Below are 21,454 nucleotides of genomic sequence, written 5' to 3'. Positions count from 1 at the left end.
CGACTCCGATGAATTTTTCCCAATTCTTCATTTCACGGCCGATCTTCGCAGCGGTACTGTCGCTGCTGATCCTGATCGCCGGCGCGATTTCGCTGTTCCAGTTACCGATCAGCGAATACCCGGAAGTCGTGCCGCCGACCGTTGTGGTCCGCGCCAACTTCCCGGGTGCCAACCCTAAAGTCATCGGTGAAACCGTGGCCGCTCCGCTGGAGCAAGCCATCACCGGCGTCGAGAACATGCTGTACATGTCCTCGCAGTCGACCGCCGACGGCAAGATCACCCTGACCATCACTTTTGCGCTGGGCACTGACCTGGACAACGCACAGGTGCAGGTACAGAACCGCGTCACCCGTACCGAGCCGAAACTTCCCGAGGAAGTGACGCGCATCGGTATCACCGTGGACAAGGCGTCGCCCGACCTGACGATGGTTGTGCACTTGACCTCGCCGGACAAACGCTACGACATGCTCTACCTGTCCAACTATGCCCTGCTCAACATCAAGGATGAGTTGGCGCGTTTGGGCGGTGTTGGTGATGTGCAGCTGTTCGGTATGGGCGATTACTCGCTGCGGGTGTGGCTCGATCCGAACAAGACCGCTTCGCGCAATCTGACTGCAACCGACGTAGTGACCGCGATCCGTGAACAGAACCGCCAGGTCGCAGCCGGCGCGCTGGGTGCGCCACCTGCGCCAAACGCCACGGCGTTCCAGTTGTCGGTTAACACTCAGGGTCGTCTGGTTTCCGAAGAAGAGTTCGAGAACATCATTATTCGCTCCGGCGACAATGGTGAAATCACTCGCCTCAAGGACATCGCTCGCGTCGAACTGGGTTCCAGTCAGTACGCCCTGCGTTCGCTGCTGAACAATCAGCCAGCGGTAGCGATTCCGATCTTCCAGCGCCCTGGCTCCAACGCCATCGAGATTTCCAACGAAGTGCGGTCGAAAATGACCGAACTGAAGAAGAACTTCCCGGAAGGCATGGATTTCAGCATCGTTTATGACCCGACGATCTTCGTGCGCGGCTCGATCGAAGCGGTGGTTCACACCCTCTTCGAAGCACTGATCCTCGTGGTGCTGGTAGTCATCCTGTTCCTGCAAACCTGGCGCGCTTCGATCATTCCGTTGGTGGCGGTGCCGGTTTCGCTGATCGGTACGTTTGCCGTGATGCACCTGTTTGGCTTCTCGTTGAACGCCCTGTCGCTGTTCGGCCTGGTACTGGCGATCGGTATCGTGGTCGACGATGCGATCGTGGTAGTGGAAAACGTCGAACGGAACATCGAACTCGGGCTCAACCCGGTGGAGGCCACCAAGCGCGCCATGCGTGAAGTGACCGGGCCGATCATTGCCACGGCATTGGTGCTGTGTGCGGTGTTTATCCCGGCGGCATTCATTTCCGGGCTGACAGGTCAGTTCTATAAACAGTTCGCCCTGACCATTGCGATATCGACTGTGATTTCGGCTTTCAACTCGCTGACCTTGTCACCGGCGCTGGCGGCGGTATTGCTCAAAGGCCATGACGCGCCGAAAGACCGGTTCTCGAAAATTCTCGACAAGATTTTCGGTGGCTGGTTGTTCCGCCCGTTCAACCGCTTCTTTGAAAAGGCCAGCCATGGTTATGTCGGCACCGTTGCCCGTGTGATCCGCAGCAGTGGTATCGCCCTGCTCTTGTACGCAGGCCTGATGGTGCTGACGTTCTTCGGTTTCGCCAATACCCCGACCGGTTTCGTCCCGGCGCAAGACAAGCAGTACCTGGTCGCGTTCGCTCAACTGCCTGACGCCGCCAGTCTGGATCGCACCGAAGAAGTGATCAAGCAGATGTCCGAGATTGCCCTCAAGCAACCCGGCGTCGCCAACTCGGTCGCCTTCCCTGGCCTGTCGATCAACGGTTTCACCAACAGCCCCAATGCCGGCATCGTGTTTACTCCACTCAAGCCGTTTGACGAGCGCACGGACCCAAGCGAATCGGCGGGTGCCATTGCGGCAGCGTTGAACGCCAAGTTTGCGGACATCCAGGGTGCCTACATCGCGATCTTCCCGCCGCCGCCGGTACAGGGCCTGGGGACCATCGGTGGTTTCCGCCTGCAAATCGAAGACCGGGGCAACCTGGGCTACGACGAGCTGTACAAGCAAACCATGAACATCATCACCAAAAGTCACAGCGTGCCGGAACTGGCAGGCCTGTTCACCAGCTACACCGTGAACGTGCCGCAGGTCGATGCCGCTATCGATCGGGAAAAAGCCAAGACCCACGGCGTGGCCGTCAGCGACATCTTCGACACCCTGCAAATTTACCTGGGTTCGCTGTATGCCAACGACTTCAACCGCTTCGGTCGTACTTATCAGGTCAACGTTCAGGCCGAGCAACAGTTCCGCCTCGAACCCGACCAGATCGGCCAGTTGAAAGTGCGTAACAACAAGGGCGAGATGATCCCGCTGGCGACCTTCATCAAGGTCAGCGACACCTCGGGCCCGGACCGCGTGATGCACTACAACGGCTTCATTACCGCTGAAATCAACGGTGCGGCAGCCCCTGGCTACAGCTCCGGCCAGGCCGAAAAAGCCATCGAGAAACTGCTCAAGGAAGAACTTCCGAACGGCATGACCTACGAGTGGACCGACCTGACGTACCAGCAGATTTTGTCCGGCAACACCGCGCTGTTCGTGTTCCCGCTCTGCGTATTGCTGGCGTTCCTGGTGCTCGCGGCCCAGTACGAAAGCTGGAGCTTGCCACTGGCGGTGATCCTGATCGTACCGATGACCTTGCTGTCGGCCATTACCGGGGTGATTGCGTCCGGTGGTGACAACAACATCTTTACCCAGATCGGCCTGATCGTACTGGTGGGGCTTGCCTGTAAGAACGCGATTCTGATCGTCGAGTTTGCCAAGGACAAACAGCAAGAAGGCATGAAGCCGCTGGCGGCGGTGCTCGAAGCTTGCCGTCTGCGTCTGCGTCCGATCCTGATGACCTCCTTCGCGTTCATCATGGGTGTTGTGCCGCTGGTGTTCTCCAGCGGTGCCGGTGCCGAAATGCGTCACGCCATGGGTGTGGCGGTGTTCTCCGGGATGCTCGGGGTGACCTTCTTCGGTCTGTTGCTGACACCGGTGTTCTACGTACTGATTCGTAACTTTGTCGAGCGCGGTGATGCGCGCAAATTGGCCAAGGCCCAGAAACTGTTGTCGCAACAGGAGTCGCATCAATGAGTCTGAAAGTCTTCCTGCCGAGTCTGCTGGTACTGGCGCTGAGCGCCTGTGCCGTGGGCCCCGACTACAAGACCCCAGCCACGGAGGCGGCCAACATCACGGCCGCCACCGATGGCGCTGCCGGCCAAAAGAACTTTGACCGCTCGCGTTTCGAAGGCATCTGGTGGCAGCAATTTGAAGACCCGACCCTCAACCAGTTGGTGACCGAGTCCCTGAAAGGCAACCGTGATTTGCGCGTGGCCTTCGCCCGCTGGAAAGCCGCACGGGCCATTCGCGACGACGTCAGCAATGACGCCATGCCGACCGTCACCAGCCGGGTCAGCAGTGACCTGGGCAAGGCGCAGATTCCTGGCCAGACCACCGACCGCGTCAATATCGAAAGTTACGACCTGGGCCTGGACATGGCCTGGGAGATTGACCTGTTTGGCCGCATCCAGCGCAACCTGGAATCGGCCAACGCGGAACAGCAAGCGATCGAGGCTGATCTGTACCAACTGCAAGTCACCATGATTGCCGAACTGGTGGATTCCTACGGACAACTGCGCGGTGCGCAACTGCGGGAAAAAATCGCCCTGGCCAACCTGCAAAACCAGCAGGAGTCGCGCAAGATCACCGTCAGTCTGCGTGACGCCGGCGTTGGCGATCAGCTTGACGTGGAGCGCGCCGATGCACGACTGGCGTCGGTCGAAGCCAGCGTGCCGCAGTTGCAAGCCGAACAGGTTCGGCAGAAAAACCGTATTGCCACACTACTGGGCGAGCGCCCGGAAAAGTTGACCGTGGACCTGAGTCCAAAAGACTTGCCGGCGATCGCCAAGGCCCTGCCTATCGGTGATCCGGGTGAACTGCTGCAACGGCGTCCGGACATTCTCAGCGCTGAACGCAAACTGGCTTCGGCCACCGCGCGTATCGGTGTGGCCAAGGCTGATTTGTTCCCTCGCGTCAGCCTCAGCGGCTTCCTCGGTTTCACCGCCGGGCGTGGTTCGCAGATTGGTTCTTCGGCGGCCAATGCCTGGGCGCTCGGCCCAAGCATTACCTGGGCGGCGTTCGATCTGGGCAGCGTGAAGGCCCGTTTACGCGGCGCCGACGCTGATGCCGAAGGTGCCCTGGCGAGCTACGAGCAGCAAGTGTTGCTCGCCCTGGAAGAATCGGAAAACGCCTTCAGCGATTACGGCAAACGCCAACAACGCTTGATCTCGCTGATTCGTCAAAGCGAGTCCAGCCGCTCGGCAGCCGACCTGGCGGAGATCCGCTACCGCGAAGGCACGGTGGATTTCCTGGTCCTGCTTGATGCCCAACGTGAGCGTCTGGCGGCCGAAGACACCCAGGCCCAGGCTGAAGTGGATCTGTACCGCGGCATCGTCGCGATCTACAAGGCCCTTGGCGGTGGCTGGCAGCCAGAAACGGTCGCCAGCAAGTAATCGCGTTTTAAAGAGCTCCTTTGGTTGGCCGCAACCAACCAATTCTTTGCCCCGCGCCTCATTCGGTCGCGGGGTTTTTTTGTCCTTCAAAAACACAACACAAATCCCTGTAGGAGCTGTCGAGTAAAACGAGGCTGCGATCTTTTGACTTTGTTTTTTATAAGCAAGATCAAAAGATCGCAGCCTCGTTTCACTCGACAGCTCCTACATTATTGTTGGCGGTGGTTTTCCTCGACGGTGACCGTGGCTGTGGTCCCGGCCCGCAGGTTGTTTTTACCGGCGTAGTCCGCGTCGATCTCGATCCGCACCGGTACCCGCTGCGCCAGTTTGACCCAGGTGTAGCTGGGGTTGATGTTGGCCAGCAGCCGTCCACCCGGCAGGTTTTCCCGGTCGGCAATGGCAAAGGCAATGCTTTGCACGGTGCCGCCAAACTTTTCGCCGCTCATCAATTCAATGTCTACCCGGTCACCCTGCCCTATTCGCGGCAACTTGGTTTCCTCGAAGTAGCCACTGACATAAAACGAATCGCTGTCCACCAGCGCCAGTAACGGGCCACCCGCTGTCGCGTAGTCGCCCTGCCGGGTCAGCAGGTTGGTGATGTAACCCGTCACTGGCGACTCGACCCGGGTTCTCTCCAGATCGTGTTGCGACTCGGCCAATGCAGCGACGGCCAGTTGCACGTTGGCCTGCGCCAGAACCAGATTGGCCTCGTTACGTAATAAGTCCGCCTGCGCCACCGATACGTCGGTGCTGGCTTTCTCCCATTCTTCGCCGGAGATTGCCGAGCGTTCCTTCAGCGTACGCCTTCGCTGCTCCTCGCTCTGGCGCTGCCTGAGCAGCGCCTGGCTAGCGACAATGGTCGCTTGCGATTGCCCCAGCGAGGCTTTTGCCACTTCGACGGCACGCTTTGCGTGCTCCACCGCAAGGACATAACGTGCCGGGTCGATTTCCAGCAGCAACTGGCCTTTTTCCACATGCTGGTTGTCCTGCACGCCCAGACTGACGATGCGCCCCGAGACATCGGCGGATAAGGTCACCACATCGGCACGCACCCGGGCGTCACGGGTCCAGGGGGCGCGGGTGTAATGCTCCCAGGCAAACCAGCCGAGCACAAAGGCCAGTACGACGACGGCCACCGTCGTGAGGTGGGAAAGGATCTTCTTCAATGCATCAGGCTCCCATCACCAGAATCAACGTCGCACACACGCAGGCGTACAACGCGCCCTCGAACAAAGCTTCATGCCAGACGAACCGCAGCACGCCGAGGCGCCGCAAGACCCAGTCCAGCGCCAGGAAAATTGGCAAACCCAGCAGTAGCGCCTGGGCGATTGGCGGCAGGTAGACGCCGCCTATTTCCAGATCAATGGGCAAGTGCTGGTGCTCCTTGCAAGGTTGCAGGTTCATAGTAGCTACGGTGGCGTTCCAGAAACGACACCACGATCAACAGCGCCACGCGCATGCGGAAGACTGACCAAAGTTGGTCATGGACGCTTGAATGCAAGTCGTCCAGTTCGTCGCCCAAGGTGTGCAGGCTGGCGAGCACGTGATCCGTTTCAATGCCGGGTCGCCCCGCCACCAGCCTTCCCGTTTCCCGTACCGTGGCGAACAACCGGGCCTGCAACTCCGGGCTCAGCAGCGGGTTGTCCTGCGCTCGCTGTCGGAGCTGGTTCAAGGCGATCCCCACCGCCATACAGCCGAGGCTGACCTCGAACAGGTCGCGCGAAGACTTGTCCTGAATGGCCGGCAATAACCCCAACATCATGGTCAGGCGATCGACCATCAGGCTTTCAAAGGCAAACTGGTTTTCATCGGTGGCCGGAGTCTTTAACAACGCGTAGACCTGCTCGCCATTCTCTTTATGCAAACGGCGTATCCGCAGCACGGGCCTGAAGGGAAAGATCAGGGCATACACACTCAACGCCAACGTCGCGGCGCAGACATAGGCGCCAGCAAACTCAAACCACTGGATCGCAGTGTTTTGCCCCAGCCCGGTGTTTTGCGGCCCCAACAGCAGAAAAGTCGAAAGTCCGAGGCCAATCCCGGTCCCGGTGGTGGGCGGACTGGACAGCCCCACGGCCACGGCATACAGCAGCGGTGCCAGTAACAATGCGAGGAGCTCGAAACTGCTGATCATCGGCAGCAACATGAATTGCAGGAATGCCGACACCACCAGCGCCAGTCCCAAGCCTCGGGCGTAGCTCTGGGCGGCCAGCAGCGGCCGAGGAAAAGTCGCCATCAACGAACAGAGAATACCGGCCACGATCATTCCGCCCCGGGCACCATCCCAACCCGTCTCGATCCAGATCAGACCGGCCACCATCAAGGCGCACCAGGCACGGATGGCATTCATTGCCGCCAACGTGAAGTCCAGGTGCAGCGGATTGTCCTGCGCGCGGTAGATGCTGCTGGCAGCGCGGCCGTTCTGGATCGCATCACTCAAGTCCAGAATCTGTTCAAGTTGCTCCAACAGCCGCGCCTGCTCCCAACGCAACGACCAGGCCAGCGAACGCAAGGTGGCCGGCAGCATTTCGGTCAGTTGTTCTGCCCGGTAGGCCAATTCGTCGAATCGTAGTCGCAATGCCGTGAAATGGTGGCGCTGTTCGCTGGACAGCGCTCGGCCCTGCTTCGCCAGTTCATCGAGAAAAGCCAGTTCCTCGGCACGCAAACGCAGGATTTCGTCCGGTAAATCGCCTTGCCAGCGTTCGGTCAACAGTTGCCGCTGATGCCGCAGGGCGGTCAGACGTGCAGTGAGCAGCACCAATTGATTACCGAGCAATTGCACCAGACCGTTGGCGCTGCGCAATCGCGGTGCATCGTAGTACAAATGCCGGCGCACGCCTTCCAGTGCGCTGATCTGGCCCAACAGCTGCATTTGCCGTTGTTGAAAATCGGCCTCGCTTTCCTCTGTACGAATGACCGCGCCGGCATGAGTGGCCAACAGCTTGATCACTTGATCGATTTTTGCGAAGTAATCCCGGGCCACGGCTTCCGGCCGCGCGGTCAGCAGGCTGACCACACAAACGCAGGCTACGGCCAGCAGTGTCTCGGTCACGCGGGTCACGGCCAGTAAAAAGGTGCCATCCTGATCAGGGACCGCTAATAGTCCGACCACCACTGCCGTATAGCCACTGAGTACGAACGCCTGGGAACTGGTGTAGCGCAACAAAGTGCCGCCGGCGGTACAAAACGCCAGCCAAAGCGACAATGTGATGAGGAACGGCACTGGCGCCTGGGGAAAGATCGCCATGATCACCACCGCCGCCACCGCACCCAAAGTCGTGCCAATGACCTGACCAAAACTTCGAGCCAGGGCCATCCCACCCAATGGCTGGCTGACAATGACCACGGCCATGATCGACCACTTCGGCTGATCGAGATCGAACAGGAAGGCCAGGTACAGCGTCAACAGCCCGGCCGCGATGGTTCTCAAGGCGAACAGCAACACGCCGGGGCCGGGGTTGATGATCGCTTTGAAATATAGGAGGAGCGCTTGCATGGGAATGCCAGTCGGGGTACCTCCCACAAGCGTAGTCATCGGTACGGGGTCTCGACAGGTTTCGGTGTCGATGCGACCTGTAGGCAAATTCGCCGATCCCGTTCAGGCTACAGTGCAGCCATCAAAGTGAGTCAGGGTTTGACTCAGCGCCCGCCCTGACCGAAGCTGCTGACTTTGCAAAAGCTTGCCAGCTCCCGGATTCTGCATGCCCAAGTCCCGCCGTTACCTGCTTTTCAGCCTCTGCGCCGTGCTGGTCATCGCTGTCGCCTGGTTGTTCCTGCGCAGCACGACCCCGGTGGTGCCTGAAGCGATCAAACGCGGTTACAGCGAAGCGCTGGCCCAGGCCCGCGCCGGTCAGCCGGGCGCGGCGCGGGTGCTTTACCAACAATTGGGTCGCCCTGACCTTTCTCCCAAACGGCGCATATGGCTGCATGCCGAACTGCCGAACTACCCAAGCTCCGTGGCCCTGAAGCTGGCAGATGCAGACCTGCAACACGAGTCGCCCGAGGTGCGCATTGCGGCGATCAAAAGCATCAGCGGGCTGGTGCCCAGCGGCCAGCGCAGTTTGTTGCTGGGGCCGTTGCTCGATGACAGCGACCAGAATGTGCGGTTAGCCGCCGTCAACGCATTGCTTGGATTGTCGCCGGATGATCTCGGTTTGTATTTCGGGCCACTGGAGCAGGCCATCGATGCCTGGGAGCAGGTGTTAAAAAGCGCGCCTGAAAGCGCCGAGAATCACTATCAGCTGGCGCGACTTCACCTGCACAACGCCGAGTTCAAGGAGGCGCAGCAGGCGCTTGAAAACACCTTGCGCCTTGCTCCCGAGAATCTGCCGGCACTGGTCATGCAAATTGAAGTGCTGGACAAGCTTGGCCAGAGCGACGCGGCGCGGCAGCTGCTGGCCAAACAATTGAAGGCACAGCCTGATTCGGCGTATTTGCAGCATGCCCTCGGGCTTTGGTTGCTGCACCATGGCCAGAGTGAGTTCGCCCTGCTCGGCCTGTCGAAAGCCGTGGAGCTGGAGCCCGACAACAAGGATTACCGTTATGACCTGGCCACCACGCTGCATGGTGAACAGGAGCTGGAAGCGGCGCAAAAGCAGTTGCAGGAGATCGTCCAGCGCCACCCGAACGATCGCAAGGCGCGGGTTTTGTTGATCAACTACTGGACAGAAAGCGGTCAGTTGCAGAACGTGCAGATTCTGCTGGCGCAGCTGGAACAGCTCAATCCTGATGATCCAGCCCTTCAACAGGGGCTTTAAAAGCAAAGATCGCAGCCTTCGGCAGCTCCTACAGGGAAATAGGTTCCATCTGTAGGAGCTGCCGAAGGTTGCGATCTTTTGCTTTAAAAAGGTTGAACGCTCGTCATCGACAAGGGTCAAGTAAACAGGCAGCCCATAGTGGCACTTAGCGCCCGCTGCCTCGTTCCCCTGGTCATGAGAGGGCATTCTTTGTCTATATCCAACGAGTTCATCAGCGTAAAAGCCGCCACCGGTATCGAAGGTCTGGATGACATCCTCGATGGCGGGCTATCCCGCGGCCACGTGTTTTTGCTGGAGGGTGAGCCGGGCACCGGCAAGACCACCGTTGCATTGCACTTTCTATTGGCCGGCGCGCGAGCCGGCGAGCGCTCGTTGTACATCACCCTGTCCGAAACTGAACGCGAACTGCGCCAGGGCGCGCGGTCGCATGGCTGGGAGTTGGGCGAAAACATCCATATCTTCGAGCTGACGCCGCCGGAAAGCCTGCTCAACGCCGAACACCAGCAATCGCTGCTGTATTCCTCGGACCTTGAGCTCGGCGAGGCGACCAAGCAGATTTTCGAAGTGGTCGAACGGTTCAAACCGACGCGCGTGGTGCTCGACAGCCTGTCAGAGATCCGCCTGTTGGCGCAAAGCTCATTGCGTTATCGTCGACAGATTCTTGCGATCAAGCACTACTTCGTGCGCTACGACGCTACCGTTGTACTGCTGGATGACCTGACCACCGAATCCCTCGATAAAACCGTGCACAGCGTGGCACACGGGGTGATTCGCCTGGAAGAACTGACGCCGAACTATGGTGCCGAACGTCGCCGCATCCGGGTGGTGAAGTACCGCGGCCAGAAATACCGTGGCGGCTTTCACGACTTCACCATCATGGGCGATGGCGTGCATGTCTTTCCACGCCTGGTGGCCGCCGAGCATCGAGGACGCTACATCCGTCAGCAATTGACCAGCGGCATCAAGGAAATGGATGCCCTGCTCGGCGGCGGAATCGAAACCGGCTCCAGTACGTTGATCCTCGGCCCAGCCGGTACTGGCAAATCCTTGATCTCGATGGTCTTTGCCGCCGCCGCAGTGGCCCGCGGTGAAAAAGCCGCGCTGTTCATCTTCGATGAAGAACTGGGGCTGCTGTTTGAGCGCATGAAGAACATCGGCATTGACCTTAAGGCGTTGCAAGACACCGGCAACTTGTTGATCGAACAAGTAGATGCCGCCGAACTGTCCCCCGGCGAGTTCTCCTATCGAGTCCGTCGTTGCGTCGATGAGGGCGACATCAAAACGGTGGTCATCGACAGCATCAACGGTTATCAGGCCGCCATGCCTGAGGAGAACGCTTTGGTGCTGCATATGCATGAACTGCTGCTGTACCTCAATCGCCAGGGCGCTGCGACTTTCATGACCGTCGCCCAGCATGGACTGGTGGGCGATATGCAAGCCCCGGTGGACATCACTTATCTGGCCGACACGGTCATCCTGCTGCGCTACTTCGAAGCACTGGGCAAGGTGCGCCGCGCGATTTCGATCATCAAGAAACGTACCGGCAGCCATGAGTCGACCATCCGTGAATACCGCATCAGCGCATCGGGCATGACCATCGGCGAACCGCTGGATGCATTCCAGGGTGTACTGCGCGGCGTCCCCACCTATCTGGGTGCGAGCAACCCATTGCTCGGGGATGAAGGTCCGTGACGGTCTACGAGGCAACGTCCGAGCGCGCGATTGTTCTCGCGCCGCTAGGGCGTGACAGCCAGATTGCATTGATGTTGCTCAAGGAAGCGGGTTACGACGGCGTAATCACTGCTGATCTGCTTGAACTCTGCCGCGAACTGGAACAAGGCGCGGGTGTGTTGTTGATCTCATCCGAAGCGTTGTTGCGCAGCGACCTGGAACCGTTGCTCGGTATGATCGAGCAACAGCCCGCCTGGTCGGACCTGCCCATCGTACTGCTGACTCATCATGGTGGCCCGGAACAGAACCCCGCTTCGCGTTTTGGCCCGCAACTGGGCAATGTCACGTTCCTTGAACGGCCATTTCACCCGGAAACCTTGATCAGCCTGGTGACCACCGCCCTGCGCGGGCGTCGACGACAGTATGAAGCCAGGGATCGGCTGATCGATTTGAGTCAAAGCGAACTGCGTCTGCAAAACACCCTGGAAACCCTCGAACAGCAGGTCGAAGAACGCACCGCTCAACTGCGCCATAACGAAGAAGTGTTGCGGCAGTCGCAAAAGATGGAAGCGGTCGGTCAACTCACCGGCGGCATCGCCCACGACTTCAACAACATGCTCACCGGCATCATTGGCAGCCTGGAGTTGCTGCGCCGGCGTCTGGCCCGTGGACGATTCGAGGATCTCGATAGCCTGATCGACCTCGGCGTGACTTCGGCGAATCGTGCGGCGGGCCTGACTCATCGGCTCTTGGCGTTTTCCCGACGCCAGTCGCTGGATTCAAAACCCGTGGAAATGAACACCCTCGTGGTGTCCATGGGCGAACTGCTGCAACGCAGCGTCGACGAAAGCATTCGCCTGGACATGCAACTCAGTGAGCAATTGTGGGTGGCCGAGGCGGACCCCAATCAACTGGAAAGCGCCCTGCTCAATCTGGTCATCAACGCGAGGGATGCCATGCCTGATGGCGGCAAACTCGTGGTGGGAACCGCGAACCGGCACCTCGATGCCGAGTTCACCGCTGCCCACAGCAACCTCAAGCCAGGCGATTACGTGGTACTCAGCGTCACCGACAATGGCTGCGGCATGCCGCAAAGCACCATCAACCGCGCATTCGACCCGTTTTTCACCACCAAGCCGATTGGCCAGGGCACAGGGCTCGGGTTGTCGATGATCTATGGTTTCAGCAAACAATCCCGGGGCCATGTCGCCATTCAAAGCCAAGTGGGCGAAGGCACCACGGTTAGCCTGTTTCTGCCACGCTTTGGGGGTGATTTGCCGGAAGATCGCCCGATCGATAGCCAGCATCCGCTATTTGCGCAGAACGGTGAAACAGTGCTGATTGTCGAGGATGATCCAGCCGTGCGGGTGCTAGTGAGCACGGTACTGAGTGATTTGGGTTATGCCTTCGTCGAGGCCTGCGATGCCGACGGCGCGGTGCCTATTTTTGATTCTGCGCAGCGCATCGATCTATTGATCAGCGACGTCGGACTTCCCGGCATGAATGGCCGGCAATTGGCGGAGATCGGCCGGCAGTACCGGCCCGGCCTGAAGGTGCTGTTCATCACCGGCTATGCGGAGCACGCGGCGGTGCGCGGTGGCTTCCTCGACCCGGGCATGCAAATGATCACCAAGCCGTTCACCTTCGACCTGCTGACGGCGAAGGTGCGGGAGATGATCAGCGTCTGAGGCTCCCAAAACCCTGTAGGAGCTGCCGAAGGCTGCGATCTTTTGATTTTGGTTTTTAAGATCAAGATCAAAAGATCGCAGCCTCGTTTTACTCGGCAGCTCCTACATGGATGGGGCCGTCAGGACAACATGTCTTGCATCAGTTCTTGCAATCGATCCAGGTCAAACGGCTTTTCCAGAATCGGTGCCGTGCGCGTGATCGGGCTGTCGGTCTCGCGGATTTCCTGGGCATAGCCGCTGATAAAAATCACTTTGAGCTCCGGTCGCAGTTTCACTGCGGGCTCGGCGATCTGCACGCCGGAGATTCCGCCCGGCAGGCGGAAATCGGTAATCATCATGTCCAGGTGCGGCTTGCTGGCGAGGATCTCGAAGGCTTGCTCGCCGTTTTCAGCCTGCAATACCCGGTAACCCTCCCCTGACAAATAGGCGGCCAGCACCATCAAAATCGAAGGGTCATCTTCGACGATCAATACGACGTCTTGTGCATCTTCACTCATGGGAAGCCTTTGTTCGGTCAATAGCTGCTGATACGACCCCAGGGTCGATCAGAGGTTGCGTTTATCGGGCTGTTTTCCTACAGCGGCAGACAAACGCGAAACAGGGCGCCTTCGCCAATCCGGCTTTCGACGGTAATGGTACCGCCATGGGCGGTGACAATCTGTTCGGAAATAAACAATCCCAGACCCAGCCCGGCGACGGCGTGTTTGGCCGTGACCCGCTCGAACTGCTGGAAAATCCGTTGCTGGTTTTCTTCGCTGATACCGATCCCGCAATCACGCACTTCTACTCGTGCTTCACCGCTCTCACTGTACACCTTCACGCTGATCGGGCTCTTGGCGCCGTAACGCAAGGCATTGGTCAGCAGATTGGAAATCACCTGTTCAATGCGAAACTCGTCCCAGTTGCCGACCACCGGCTGTTCGGCGTCCACCGTCACCGAAGACTCGGCGGCGTCGATCTGCGAGGCAAAATTTTGCAGCAGGACTCGTACCCGCTCTGCCAGATCGAAACGAGTCGGGCGGATCGACAGTTTGCCGGTACGAATGCGCGAAACGTCGAGCATGTCTTCGATCAGGCGGATCAGGCTTTTGATCTGCCGTTCATCGCGATCAACCATGGCGTGCATCTTGTCGAGGGTAAACGCCGAGGCGTTGTCCCGGGCCAGGTGCATCTTGCGTAACTGGGTTTCGAGGATCAGGCCGTTGAGAGGCGTGCGTACTTCGTGGGCGACGATAGACATGAAGTCATCGCGCATACGCACGGCCTGCTCCAGCTCAAGCTGGGTACTCTGCAAACGCTGAAGCAGCGCTTCCTGCTCGCGACGGCTCTGCTCCAGCTCTTCGACTTGCTGCTTCATCGCCTTGCTCTGGCGGAACAGTTCCACGAACACGTTGACCTTGCTCTTGACCGCATGGATATCCAGCGGTTTGTGCAGGAAGTCCACGGCGCCGCTTTCATAGCCTTTGAATGCGTAGTTCAGCTCGCGACCGGCGGCACTGACAAACACGATCGGAATGTTCTTGGTCTTTTCCGTGCCGCGCATCAGTTCGGCCAGTTCAAAGCCATTCATGCCGGGCATTTGCACGTCGAGAATGGCCATGGCGAATTCATGCTGCAACAACAGCGACAACGCCTCGTCGGCGGACAACGCCTTGTAGACGATGCGGTCTTCACGCTTGATCAGCGCTTCGAGCGCCAACAGGTTCTCCGGCAGATCGTCGACGATCAGCAGTTTGGCCTGAATATTACTTAACATGCGATTCGTTCCAGCTCGACAAGCAGACGGCCGATGCCGCGGATAGGGAGAATGTGGTCAGGTTGGTGAATGTCCAGCGCCGCCAAGGGCATGGTCGCGACCTGCGCCTCATCCGGATCTTGCACGATGGTCAGGCCGCCCCGCTGCTTGACGTGGGCCAGGCCGCTTGCACCATCGCGATTGGCGCCGGTCAGCAACACCGCCGCCAGGCCTGGGCCGTAGGCATCGGCGGCGGATTCGAACAGGTAATCGATGGCCGGCCGCGAATGGTGCACGCGCGGCTCGAGGCTCAAGGAAAAACTGCGGTCATGTTCCACCGACAGGTGATAACCGGGCGTGGCGAAATACAGTGTTCCGGCTTCGACCGTGGTTTTGTCACCGGCTTCCAAAACAGGCAAGGCAACCCGTCGAGCGAAGACCTCAGCCAAGTGACTGCGGCGTTCGTCCGGCAGGTGCAGCACCACGATGATCGGCAACACGAAGCCTGCACGCAGTGGGCCGAGGATATGGAGCAGCGCTTCGACCCCGCCGGCCGACGCGCCAATGACGATCGCTTCTATTGAAGGCAAAACCGATGCACTGCTCATGATTTGCGGTAAATCCGTTCCTGTTTGACCAGTGGCTCGAACTGATTGCCAAAGGCTGAAAAATCCGGAGTCTCCTTACTGCCCAGCACCAGGAAACCACGGTGGCACAGCGATTCGTGAAACAAACCGAAGGCACGATCCTGAAGCTTTTTGTTGAAATATATCAATACGTTACGACATGAAATTAATTGGGTTTCTGAGAAAACGCTGTCGGTTGCCAAGCTGTGATCAGCAAAAGTCACGTTTTCACACAATGACTTGTCGAAAATGGCGTAGCCGTAGGCCGCCGTGTAGTAGTCGGCGAACGAGCATTGGCCACCGGCCTGCTGGTAATTAGCAGTGTAGGCCCGGACATTCTCCATCGAGAAAATCCCTTGCTTGGCTTTTTCCAGCGAACGTGGATTGATGTCGGTGGCGTAAATGATGGTCCGATCAAGCAAGCCTTCTTCGCGCAGCAAAATCGCCATCGAATAGACCTCTTCGCCGGTGCTGCAACCGGCGATCCAGATCTTGATCGATGGGTAGGTCTTGAGCAGCGGCACCACTTCCTTGCGGATCGCCAGGAAGTGCGAGGGGTCACGGAACATCTCACTGACTGGAATCGTCAGCAGTTGCAGCAGCTGCATGAACGCCGTCGGGTCATGCAACACCTTTTCCTGCAACGCCGAAATAGTGCTGCACTCGAACTGGCTCAACGCATGAGCCACCCGGCGCTTGATCGAAGCACCAGAGTAATCGCGGAAATCGTAGCTGTACTTGAGGTAGATCGCCTCGATCAACAACCGCATCTCGATTTCGCTGTTGCGCTCCACGGAAAAATTGCGCTCCACTTAAATACGTTCCATCTTCGGTAACCACACACGAATCAACGAAAACAGGCGATCCAGGTCGATGGGCTTGGCCAGGTAATCGTTGGCGCCCGCCTGCAGGCAGCGCTCCTGATCGTCCTTCATGGCTTTGGCCGTCACTGCAATGATCGGCAGCTTGCGCCAGCGCGGGTCCTTGCGGATTTCGATGGTGGCTTCAAAGCCATCCATCTCCGGCATCATTACGTCCATCAACACCAGATCGATGTCCTCCACTTCATTCAATCGATCAATCGCTTCACGACCGTTTCGGCCAATGACCACGACTGCCCCTTTTTGCTCCAGTGCGCTGGTAAGAGCGAAAATGTTGCGTACATCGTCGTCCACCAGCAGCACCTTGCGCCCCTCGAACACCTTGTCGCGGCTGCGGGCGGTCTTGAGCATCTTCTGCCGTTCATGGGACAACCGCGATTCGACTTTGTGCAGAAAGAGTGTCACTTCATCCAGCAATCGCTCAGGCGAGCGTGCACCCTTGATGATGATCGAGCGCGAATACTTGCGCAGTTCCGCTTCTTCGTCGCGGGTCAGGTTTCGCCCGGTATAAACGATGACCGGCGGGAACGAGCAGATTTCCTCGGTGGACATGCGTTTGAGCAGGTCGTTACCGAGCATGTCGGGCAGCTTGAGGTCGATGATCATGCAGTCGAACACGGTGTTGCGAAGCAGGTTCAGTGCATCCTGCGCCAGGCCGACGGCGGTAATTTCAATGTCATCGTCGCCGATCAGCCGGGAAATGCTGTCGCGCTGCAAATCGTCGTCTTCGACCAGCAGCACACGCTTGACCTTCTGGGTCAGCTTGGCTTCCACGCGTGCGAACACGTCCTTGAGTTCTTCACGCGTAGTCGGCTTGACGGCATAGCCGATGGCGCCCATGTGCATCGCCGCTTCTACCCGATCCTCGACGGAAATCACATGCACCGGTATATGCCGGGTTTCCGCGTGTTCCTTGAGGCGTTGCAGCACGGTCAACCCGGAGTGGTCCGGCAGGCGCATGTCCAGCAGGATCGCATCGGGAATGAATTGCCGGGCCAGGTCGTAACCTTCATCAGCGCCGTGGGCCACCAGGCAGTGATAACCCAGTTCATGCGCCAGGTCGAAGAGGATATGCGCGAAGTTCGGCTCGTCCTCCACCACCAGAATGCAGCGCGTGGTGAACGGTGCTTTTTGGCGGTCATCATCGAAACGCGGAATGTCTTCGGCGAGCAACGGCGCCAGTATGGCGGGTGCGATGTTGGGTATGGCCGCTACCGGCGAGGCGCGCATCGGTTCTACGGGGTTTTCACCCGGTTCCACATATTGCTGCGGCAATGTCAGGGTAAACACACTGCCCTGCCCCGGCGTGCTGCTGACGCTGATGGAACCGCCAAGCAGCGCCGCCAGATCGCGGGAAATCGACAACCCCAGCCCGGTGCCGCCATAACGCCGATTGGTGGTGCCGTCGGCCTGGCGGAACGCTTCGAAAATGCTTTCGTGCTGATCAGTGGCAATGCCGATCCCGGAATCGCTGATGCTGAAAGCAATGCCGTTGTTCGGCACGGCGGCAACGGTCAGGCTGACGCGGCCCTTTTCGGTGAACTTCACGGCGTTGGACAACAGGTTCTTGATGACCTGCTCCAGACGCTGGCGGTCAGTAAACATCATCGTCGGCGCACCGGCCTGCAACTCGACGTGGAAATCCAGTTGTTTGTCCGTCGCCAATGGCTGGAACATCCCGCGCAAGCCGTCCACCAGCCGCGCAACGCTGGTGGTTTCCGGGCGGATTTCCAGTTTGCCGGCCTCGACTTTGGAGATATCGAGGATGTCGTTGATCAGGTTGAGCAAGTCATTGCCGGCAGAGTAGATCGACTCGGCGAACTTGACCTGTTCGGCGCTGAGGTTGTCCTGGGGATTTTCCGCCAGCAACTTGGCCAGGATCAACGAGCTGTTCAGCGGCGTGCGCAACTCGTGGGACATGTTGGCAAGGAATTCGGATTTGTACTTGCTGGAACGCTGTAACTCTTCGGCGCGCTCTTCGAGCTGGCTCTGGGCCTGATTGAGTTCGGTGTTCTTCAGGTCCATGGCGTCGCGTTGCTCAGCCAGAATTTCGGCCTGCTCGGCGAGTTGTTCGTTGGTCTGCTCCAACTCGACCTGTTGGGTTTCGAGGTGCGCCTGGGACTCCTTGAGAATCCGCGACTGCTCTTCGAGTTCTTCGTTGGCCGTCTTGAGTTCTTCCTGCTGAACTTGCAGTTCTTCGTTGAGTTGCTGGGTTTCGGCCAGCACTTCCTGCAGGCGCTGGCGATAGCGCGCCGCCTCGATGGAAGTGCCGATGTTGCCGGCGATCAGTTCGAGCAATTCGATATCGCGGTCGGTCAGTGGCCGCAAGAAACCCAGTTCAATGACGCCATTGACCCGGTCATCGTCGCTGGTCGGCACCACCAGCACGCTGCGCGGCAGACCCTCGCCAAGGCCGGAACTGACCTTGAAATAGTCGCTTGGAACATCGTCGAGGCGAATCAGCCGGGCCTGGTGCGCCACCTGCCCGACAATGCCTTCTTCGCTGTAAATCTGTTGATCCAGTGCTTCCTGCTCACGGGAGAAGCCGTAAGACGCCACGCGCTTGAGGCCGCCGTGCTCTTCCCGGACATAAATCGCTGCCACCGCAGAACCCAGATACTGCGCGCAGAACTGCAAAATGTTGCGCCCCAGCAAGTTGAGGCTCAGTTGCCCCAGCACTTGTTCGGCCAGTTCGGTCTGGCCATTGCGCAGCCAGGCTTGCTGCTCCAGGCGATGGGCACTGGCTTGTTGCGCGGCGAGGTTGGCACTGTAGCTGTTAGAGAGGTTAAGCAGATCCCGCCGGCCGACGTAGGCCAGCAAGCTGCTGATGCCGGCGATAAACAACAGGTAAAGGGCGATGCTCCAGACCGTGGTGCGGCGCACTTCCTCGTTGCGCGTGGCGCGCAACTGCTGCTCCATGTCGATCACGTCATCGAATTGCTTGCGGATCTCGTCGGTCAGGCGCTTGCCCTTCCCCGCTTTGACTGCGCCGCGATAATCGCCGCTGGATCGCTGCAGGTCGATCATGGTTTGCGCGTAAGCGGCCCACTCATCCTGCAAGGCCTGCAGACGGTGCAGACGGTCGGTCTGCGCCGTGTTGTCAGCTGTCAATTGGAGCAAGGTTTCGAGAACAACCTCGATCCTCGGCTTGGCCGTTTCATAGGGTTCGAGAAATTTCTCGTCACCACTGAGCAGAAAGCCGCGCATGCCCGTTTCGAGGTCAACCGTCAGCTTGACCGCCTCATTGGCGTTATTGATCACCCGGTCCGTGTGTTCGACCCACTGGATCGTCGACAGCAGGTACGTAATCAACGACACGAAGAACACTGCGCTGATAACGCCCACACCCAGCGGCAGGCTGATGTTGCGGCTCAGGAGCTTGCGGAATCGTTGCTCATCTACCGAAGACTCAGAAGTCATAGTTAAGCCTTGTCGAACTGGTGAAAACCAAGGAGTTTGCCCCATAACCGGCGCATTGATCCATTTTTCTGATGCGTTTTTACGCAAAGTCCTACATTCAGCTGCTCCCGCGTCGAGTAGCGGTTATCCTTTGCACTACTCTTTTTATAGCCCGTCGGGAACTTGTCGGGAGTCGCCACTTACTCATGCAAGAGGCCGGCGATTTCGATCGACTGGCAACCGTCATTACTTTTCGAGAAATCCACTATGTCCGCCAACGCCTCCATCATCCTGGTCGTCGAAGACGATGCCATCGTGCGCATGCTGATTGTCGATGTGCTGGAGGAATTGGAGTTCAACGTACTTGAGGCCGATGGCAGCGATCAGGCACTGTTATTTCTCAACGATCAGGCACAGCACATCGACTTGATGATGACCGATGTCGGCCTGCCGGTGATGGACGGACGGGAGCTGGCTACCCTGGCGCGGACGCTACGCCCGGCGTTACCGATCCTGTTTGCCAGCGGTTATGCCGAAAGCATTGATGTGCCCGCAGGCATGCATGTGATTGGCAAACCGTTCTCTATTGATCAACTGCGGGATAAGGTCAAAGGCATTCTTCAGTGTTCCTGAGTCCCGCTATGGTTTAATGCCGCCCCTCTTTTGTCCCCCGCTTCCTGCCTGTTTCAAGGAAATCCCGTAAATGAGTCAGCCCCGCGCAACCAAAGTCCTGGTCATTGGTTACGTCTGGCCCGAGCCCCGCTCTTCCGCAGCGGGTGGGCACATGATGCAAATCCTCGAGACATTCCTGCAACAGGGTTGGGACATCACTTTCAGCACCCCGGCCACCAGCGGTGAACACCGGGCAGACCTGACGGTGCTAGGCATTCGGGAAGTGCCCATCGAGCTGAACAACAGCAGCTTCGACACCTTCATCAGCGAACTGGCCCCGGATGTGGTGCTATTCGATCGTTTCATGATGGAAGAACAGTTCGGTTGGCGTGTTGAGAAGCATTGCCCTGACGCCGTGCGAGTGCTTGAAACGTCTGACCTGCAAAGCTTGCGCGATGCCCGGCATCAGCGCCTGAAGAATCGTTTGAAGGCCGGCGACGATGCCAATGACTTCAACGAACTGTTTGCCCCCGCCTTGCTCGAAGAGTTCCAATTCATGGCCGAGACCGATCTGGCCAAACGGGAAATCGCGGCGATTTATCGTTGCGACCTGAACCTGATGATCTCCGAGGTTGAAATCGAGCTGCTGGTCGAGCAGTTCGGGGTGCCACGCAACCTGTTGCATTGGTGCCCGCTGATGGTTGATCTGCCGAGTAGCCCGCCGGTCCCGTTCGAAGACCGGGCGCACTTTCTGCATATCGGCAACTTTCGCCATGCACCCAACTGGGATGCGGTGCTCTGGTTGAAAACCACTATCTGGCCATTGATTCGTGCGCAGTTGCCCGCCGCTCAGTTGCACATCTATGGTGCTTACACACCGCCCAAGGCCACCGCCCTGCACAATGCGGCCCAAGGATTTCACGTGCTGAACTGGGCTGAAGACGCCTTGCAGGTCATGTCGTCGACGCGGGTGTGCCTGGCGCCGTTGCGGTTCGGTGCGGGAATCAAAGGCAAAATCGTCGATGCCATGCTCTGCGGCACGCCCAACGTCACTACGCCGATTGGCGCAGAAGCCATGCACGGCGACGAGGTTTGGCCGGGGGCGATCACCCGAACGGCTCGCGAGTTTGCCGACCAAGCAGTCCAACTTTATAACGACAAGGTGCAATGGCAGAGCGCGCAGTTGCAGGCACAGGCGCTTTTGGCCAAGCGTTACCAGCAGTCGACCCACGGCCCGGCCTTGATCGAAAAACTGATTCACTGCCAGCTGCATCTGGCGCAAATCCGGCGGGATAACTTTACCGGCAGCATGTTGCGCCATCATCAGCACAAAAGTACTCAGTACATGGCGCAATGGATTGAGGCAAAGAACCGCCTCAACTAGCGGTCACGCGATACATATGTACCGCCCTTGCTGATGCCGACCGGTTAATGTCGGGCTTCACACCGGTTGCCCCATGGACGGGG

The 21,454-nt window shown here is 58.6% G+C and carries 15 protein-coding genes; 7 read left to right on the top strand and 8 right to left on the bottom strand.

All coding sequences use genetic code 11. From position 1 onward, the window contains the following. The first annotated feature begins 8 nt into the window (after nt 1–8). Together KUF73_RS09010 and KUF73_RS09005 are read left to right on the top strand one after the other, a co-directional pair. Nucleotides 9–3,200 carry an efflux RND transporter permease subunit gene (locus KUF73_RS09010; protein WP_218437689.1) on the top strand — a complete coding sequence of 1,064 codons (3,192 nt, stop codon included), beginning with the start codon at nt 9–11 and terminating at the stop codon, nt 3,198–3,200. Then, nucleotides 3,197–4,618 (top strand): efflux transporter outer membrane subunit, encoded by a 1,422-nt coding sequence (locus KUF73_RS09005; protein ID WP_218437688.1) that lies wholly within the window; start codon nt 3,197–3,199, stop codon nt 4,616–4,618. The genes KUF73_RS09010 and KUF73_RS09005 overlap by 4 nt, the downstream gene beginning before the upstream one ends. A 209-nt stretch (nt 4,619–4,827) precedes the next feature. Here KUF73_RS09005 and KUF73_RS09000 read toward each other — a convergent pair whose 3' ends face one another. The 3 genes from KUF73_RS09000 to KUF73_RS08990 are packed head-to-tail and all read right to left on the bottom strand — an operon-like array spanning nt 4,828 to nt 8,114. Further along, complete coding sequence (locus KUF73_RS09000) at nt 4,828–5,784, bottom strand: HlyD family secretion protein (RefSeq protein ID WP_218437687.1); 957 nt, start codon at nt 5,782–5,784, stop codon at nt 4,828–4,830. A gap of 4 nt (nt 5,785–5,788) precedes the next feature. Then, nucleotides 5,789–5,989, bottom strand: a complete 201-nt coding sequence (locus KUF73_RS08995; protein ID WP_218437686.1) for a DUF1656 domain-containing protein — start codon at nt 5,987–5,989, stop codon at nt 5,789–5,791. Continuing rightward, complete coding sequence (locus KUF73_RS08990; protein ID WP_218437685.1) at nt 5,979–8,114, bottom strand: FUSC family protein; 2,136 nt, start codon at nt 8,112–8,114, stop codon at nt 5,979–5,981. Before KUF73_RS08990 ends, KUF73_RS08995 begins: the two co-directional genes overlap by 11 nt. A gap of 205 nt (nt 8,115–8,319) precedes the next feature. Between KUF73_RS08990 and KUF73_RS08985 the strand changes: the two genes are divergently transcribed. The 3 genes from KUF73_RS08985 to KUF73_RS08975 all read left to right on the top strand — a co-directional run bounded on the left by KUF73_RS08985 (nt 8,320) and on the right by KUF73_RS08975 (nt 12,734). Then, a complete protein-coding gene (locus tag KUF73_RS08985) occupies nt 8,320–9,375 on the top strand; it encodes a tetratricopeptide repeat protein (protein WP_218437684.1) in 1,056 nt (351 codons plus the stop codon). Between the two features lie 189 nt (nt 9,376–9,564). Then, nucleotides 9,565–11,067 carry an ATPase domain-containing protein gene (locus KUF73_RS08980; protein ID WP_218437683.1) on the top strand — a complete coding sequence of 501 codons (1,503 nt, stop codon included), beginning with the start codon at nt 9,565–9,567 and terminating at the stop codon, nt 11,065–11,067. Beyond that, on the top strand, nt 11,064–12,734 hold the full coding sequence (locus KUF73_RS08975; RefSeq protein WP_218437682.1) for a response regulator: 1,671 nt from the start codon (nt 11,064–11,066) through the stop codon (nt 12,732–12,734). The genes KUF73_RS08980 and KUF73_RS08975 overlap by 4 nt, the downstream gene beginning before the upstream one ends. A 119-nt stretch (nt 12,735–12,853) precedes the next feature. Here the strand turns inward: KUF73_RS08975 and KUF73_RS08970 are convergent, their stop codons facing one another. The 5 genes from KUF73_RS08970 to KUF73_RS08950 form a co-directional block, all read right to left on the bottom strand. Next, entirely contained in the window at nt 12,854–13,231 is a 378-nt protein-coding gene (locus tag KUF73_RS08970; RefSeq protein WP_218437681.1) for a response regulator, read from the bottom strand. Nucleotides 13,232–13,308: 77 nt separating this feature from the next. After that, nucleotides 13,309–14,490, bottom strand: coding sequence for a hybrid sensor histidine kinase/response regulator (locus tag KUF73_RS08965; RefSeq protein WP_218437680.1), 1,182 nt, complete (start codon nt 14,488–14,490; stop codon nt 13,309–13,311). Next, nucleotides 14,484–15,077, bottom strand: coding sequence for a chemotaxis protein CheB (locus tag KUF73_RS08960; RefSeq protein WP_218437679.1), 594 nt, complete (start codon nt 15,075–15,077; stop codon nt 14,484–14,486). The genes KUF73_RS08965 and KUF73_RS08960 overlap by 7 nt, the downstream gene beginning before the upstream one ends. Beyond that, nucleotides 15,074–15,907 (bottom strand): protein-glutamate O-methyltransferase CheR, encoded by an 834-nt coding sequence (locus KUF73_RS08955; RefSeq protein WP_218437678.1) that lies wholly within the window; start codon nt 15,905–15,907, stop codon nt 15,074–15,076. The genes KUF73_RS08960 and KUF73_RS08955 overlap by 4 nt, the downstream gene beginning before the upstream one ends. Next, a complete protein-coding gene (locus KUF73_RS08950; RefSeq protein WP_218437677.1) occupies nt 15,908–19,396 on the bottom strand; it encodes a response regulator in 3,489 nt (1,162 codons plus the stop codon). Between the two features lie 246 nt (nt 19,397–19,642). On the opposite strand from KUF73_RS08950, the gene KUF73_RS08945 reads away from it, so the two are divergent. Beyond that, nucleotides 19,643–20,008 carry a response regulator gene (locus KUF73_RS08945; protein WP_218437676.1) on the top strand — a complete coding sequence of 122 codons (366 nt, stop codon included), beginning with the start codon at nt 19,643–19,645 and terminating at the stop codon, nt 20,006–20,008. Nucleotides 20,009–20,078: 70 nt separating this feature from the next. Beyond that, a complete protein-coding gene (locus tag KUF73_RS08940) occupies nt 20,079–21,371 on the top strand; it encodes a glycosyltransferase (RefSeq protein ID WP_218437675.1) in 1,293 nt (430 codons plus the stop codon). Nucleotides 21,372–21,454 lie beyond the last annotated feature (83 nt).

Origin of the sequence: Pseudomonas sp. PD9R (genome assembly GCF_019200975.1) — a bacterium.
Taxonomy (GTDB): Bacteria; Pseudomonadota; Gammaproteobacteria; order Pseudomonadales; family Pseudomonadaceae; genus Aquipseudomonas.
Note: the sequence above shows the minus strand (reverse complement) of the source record. Positions and strands in the feature narration are given on the sequence as shown.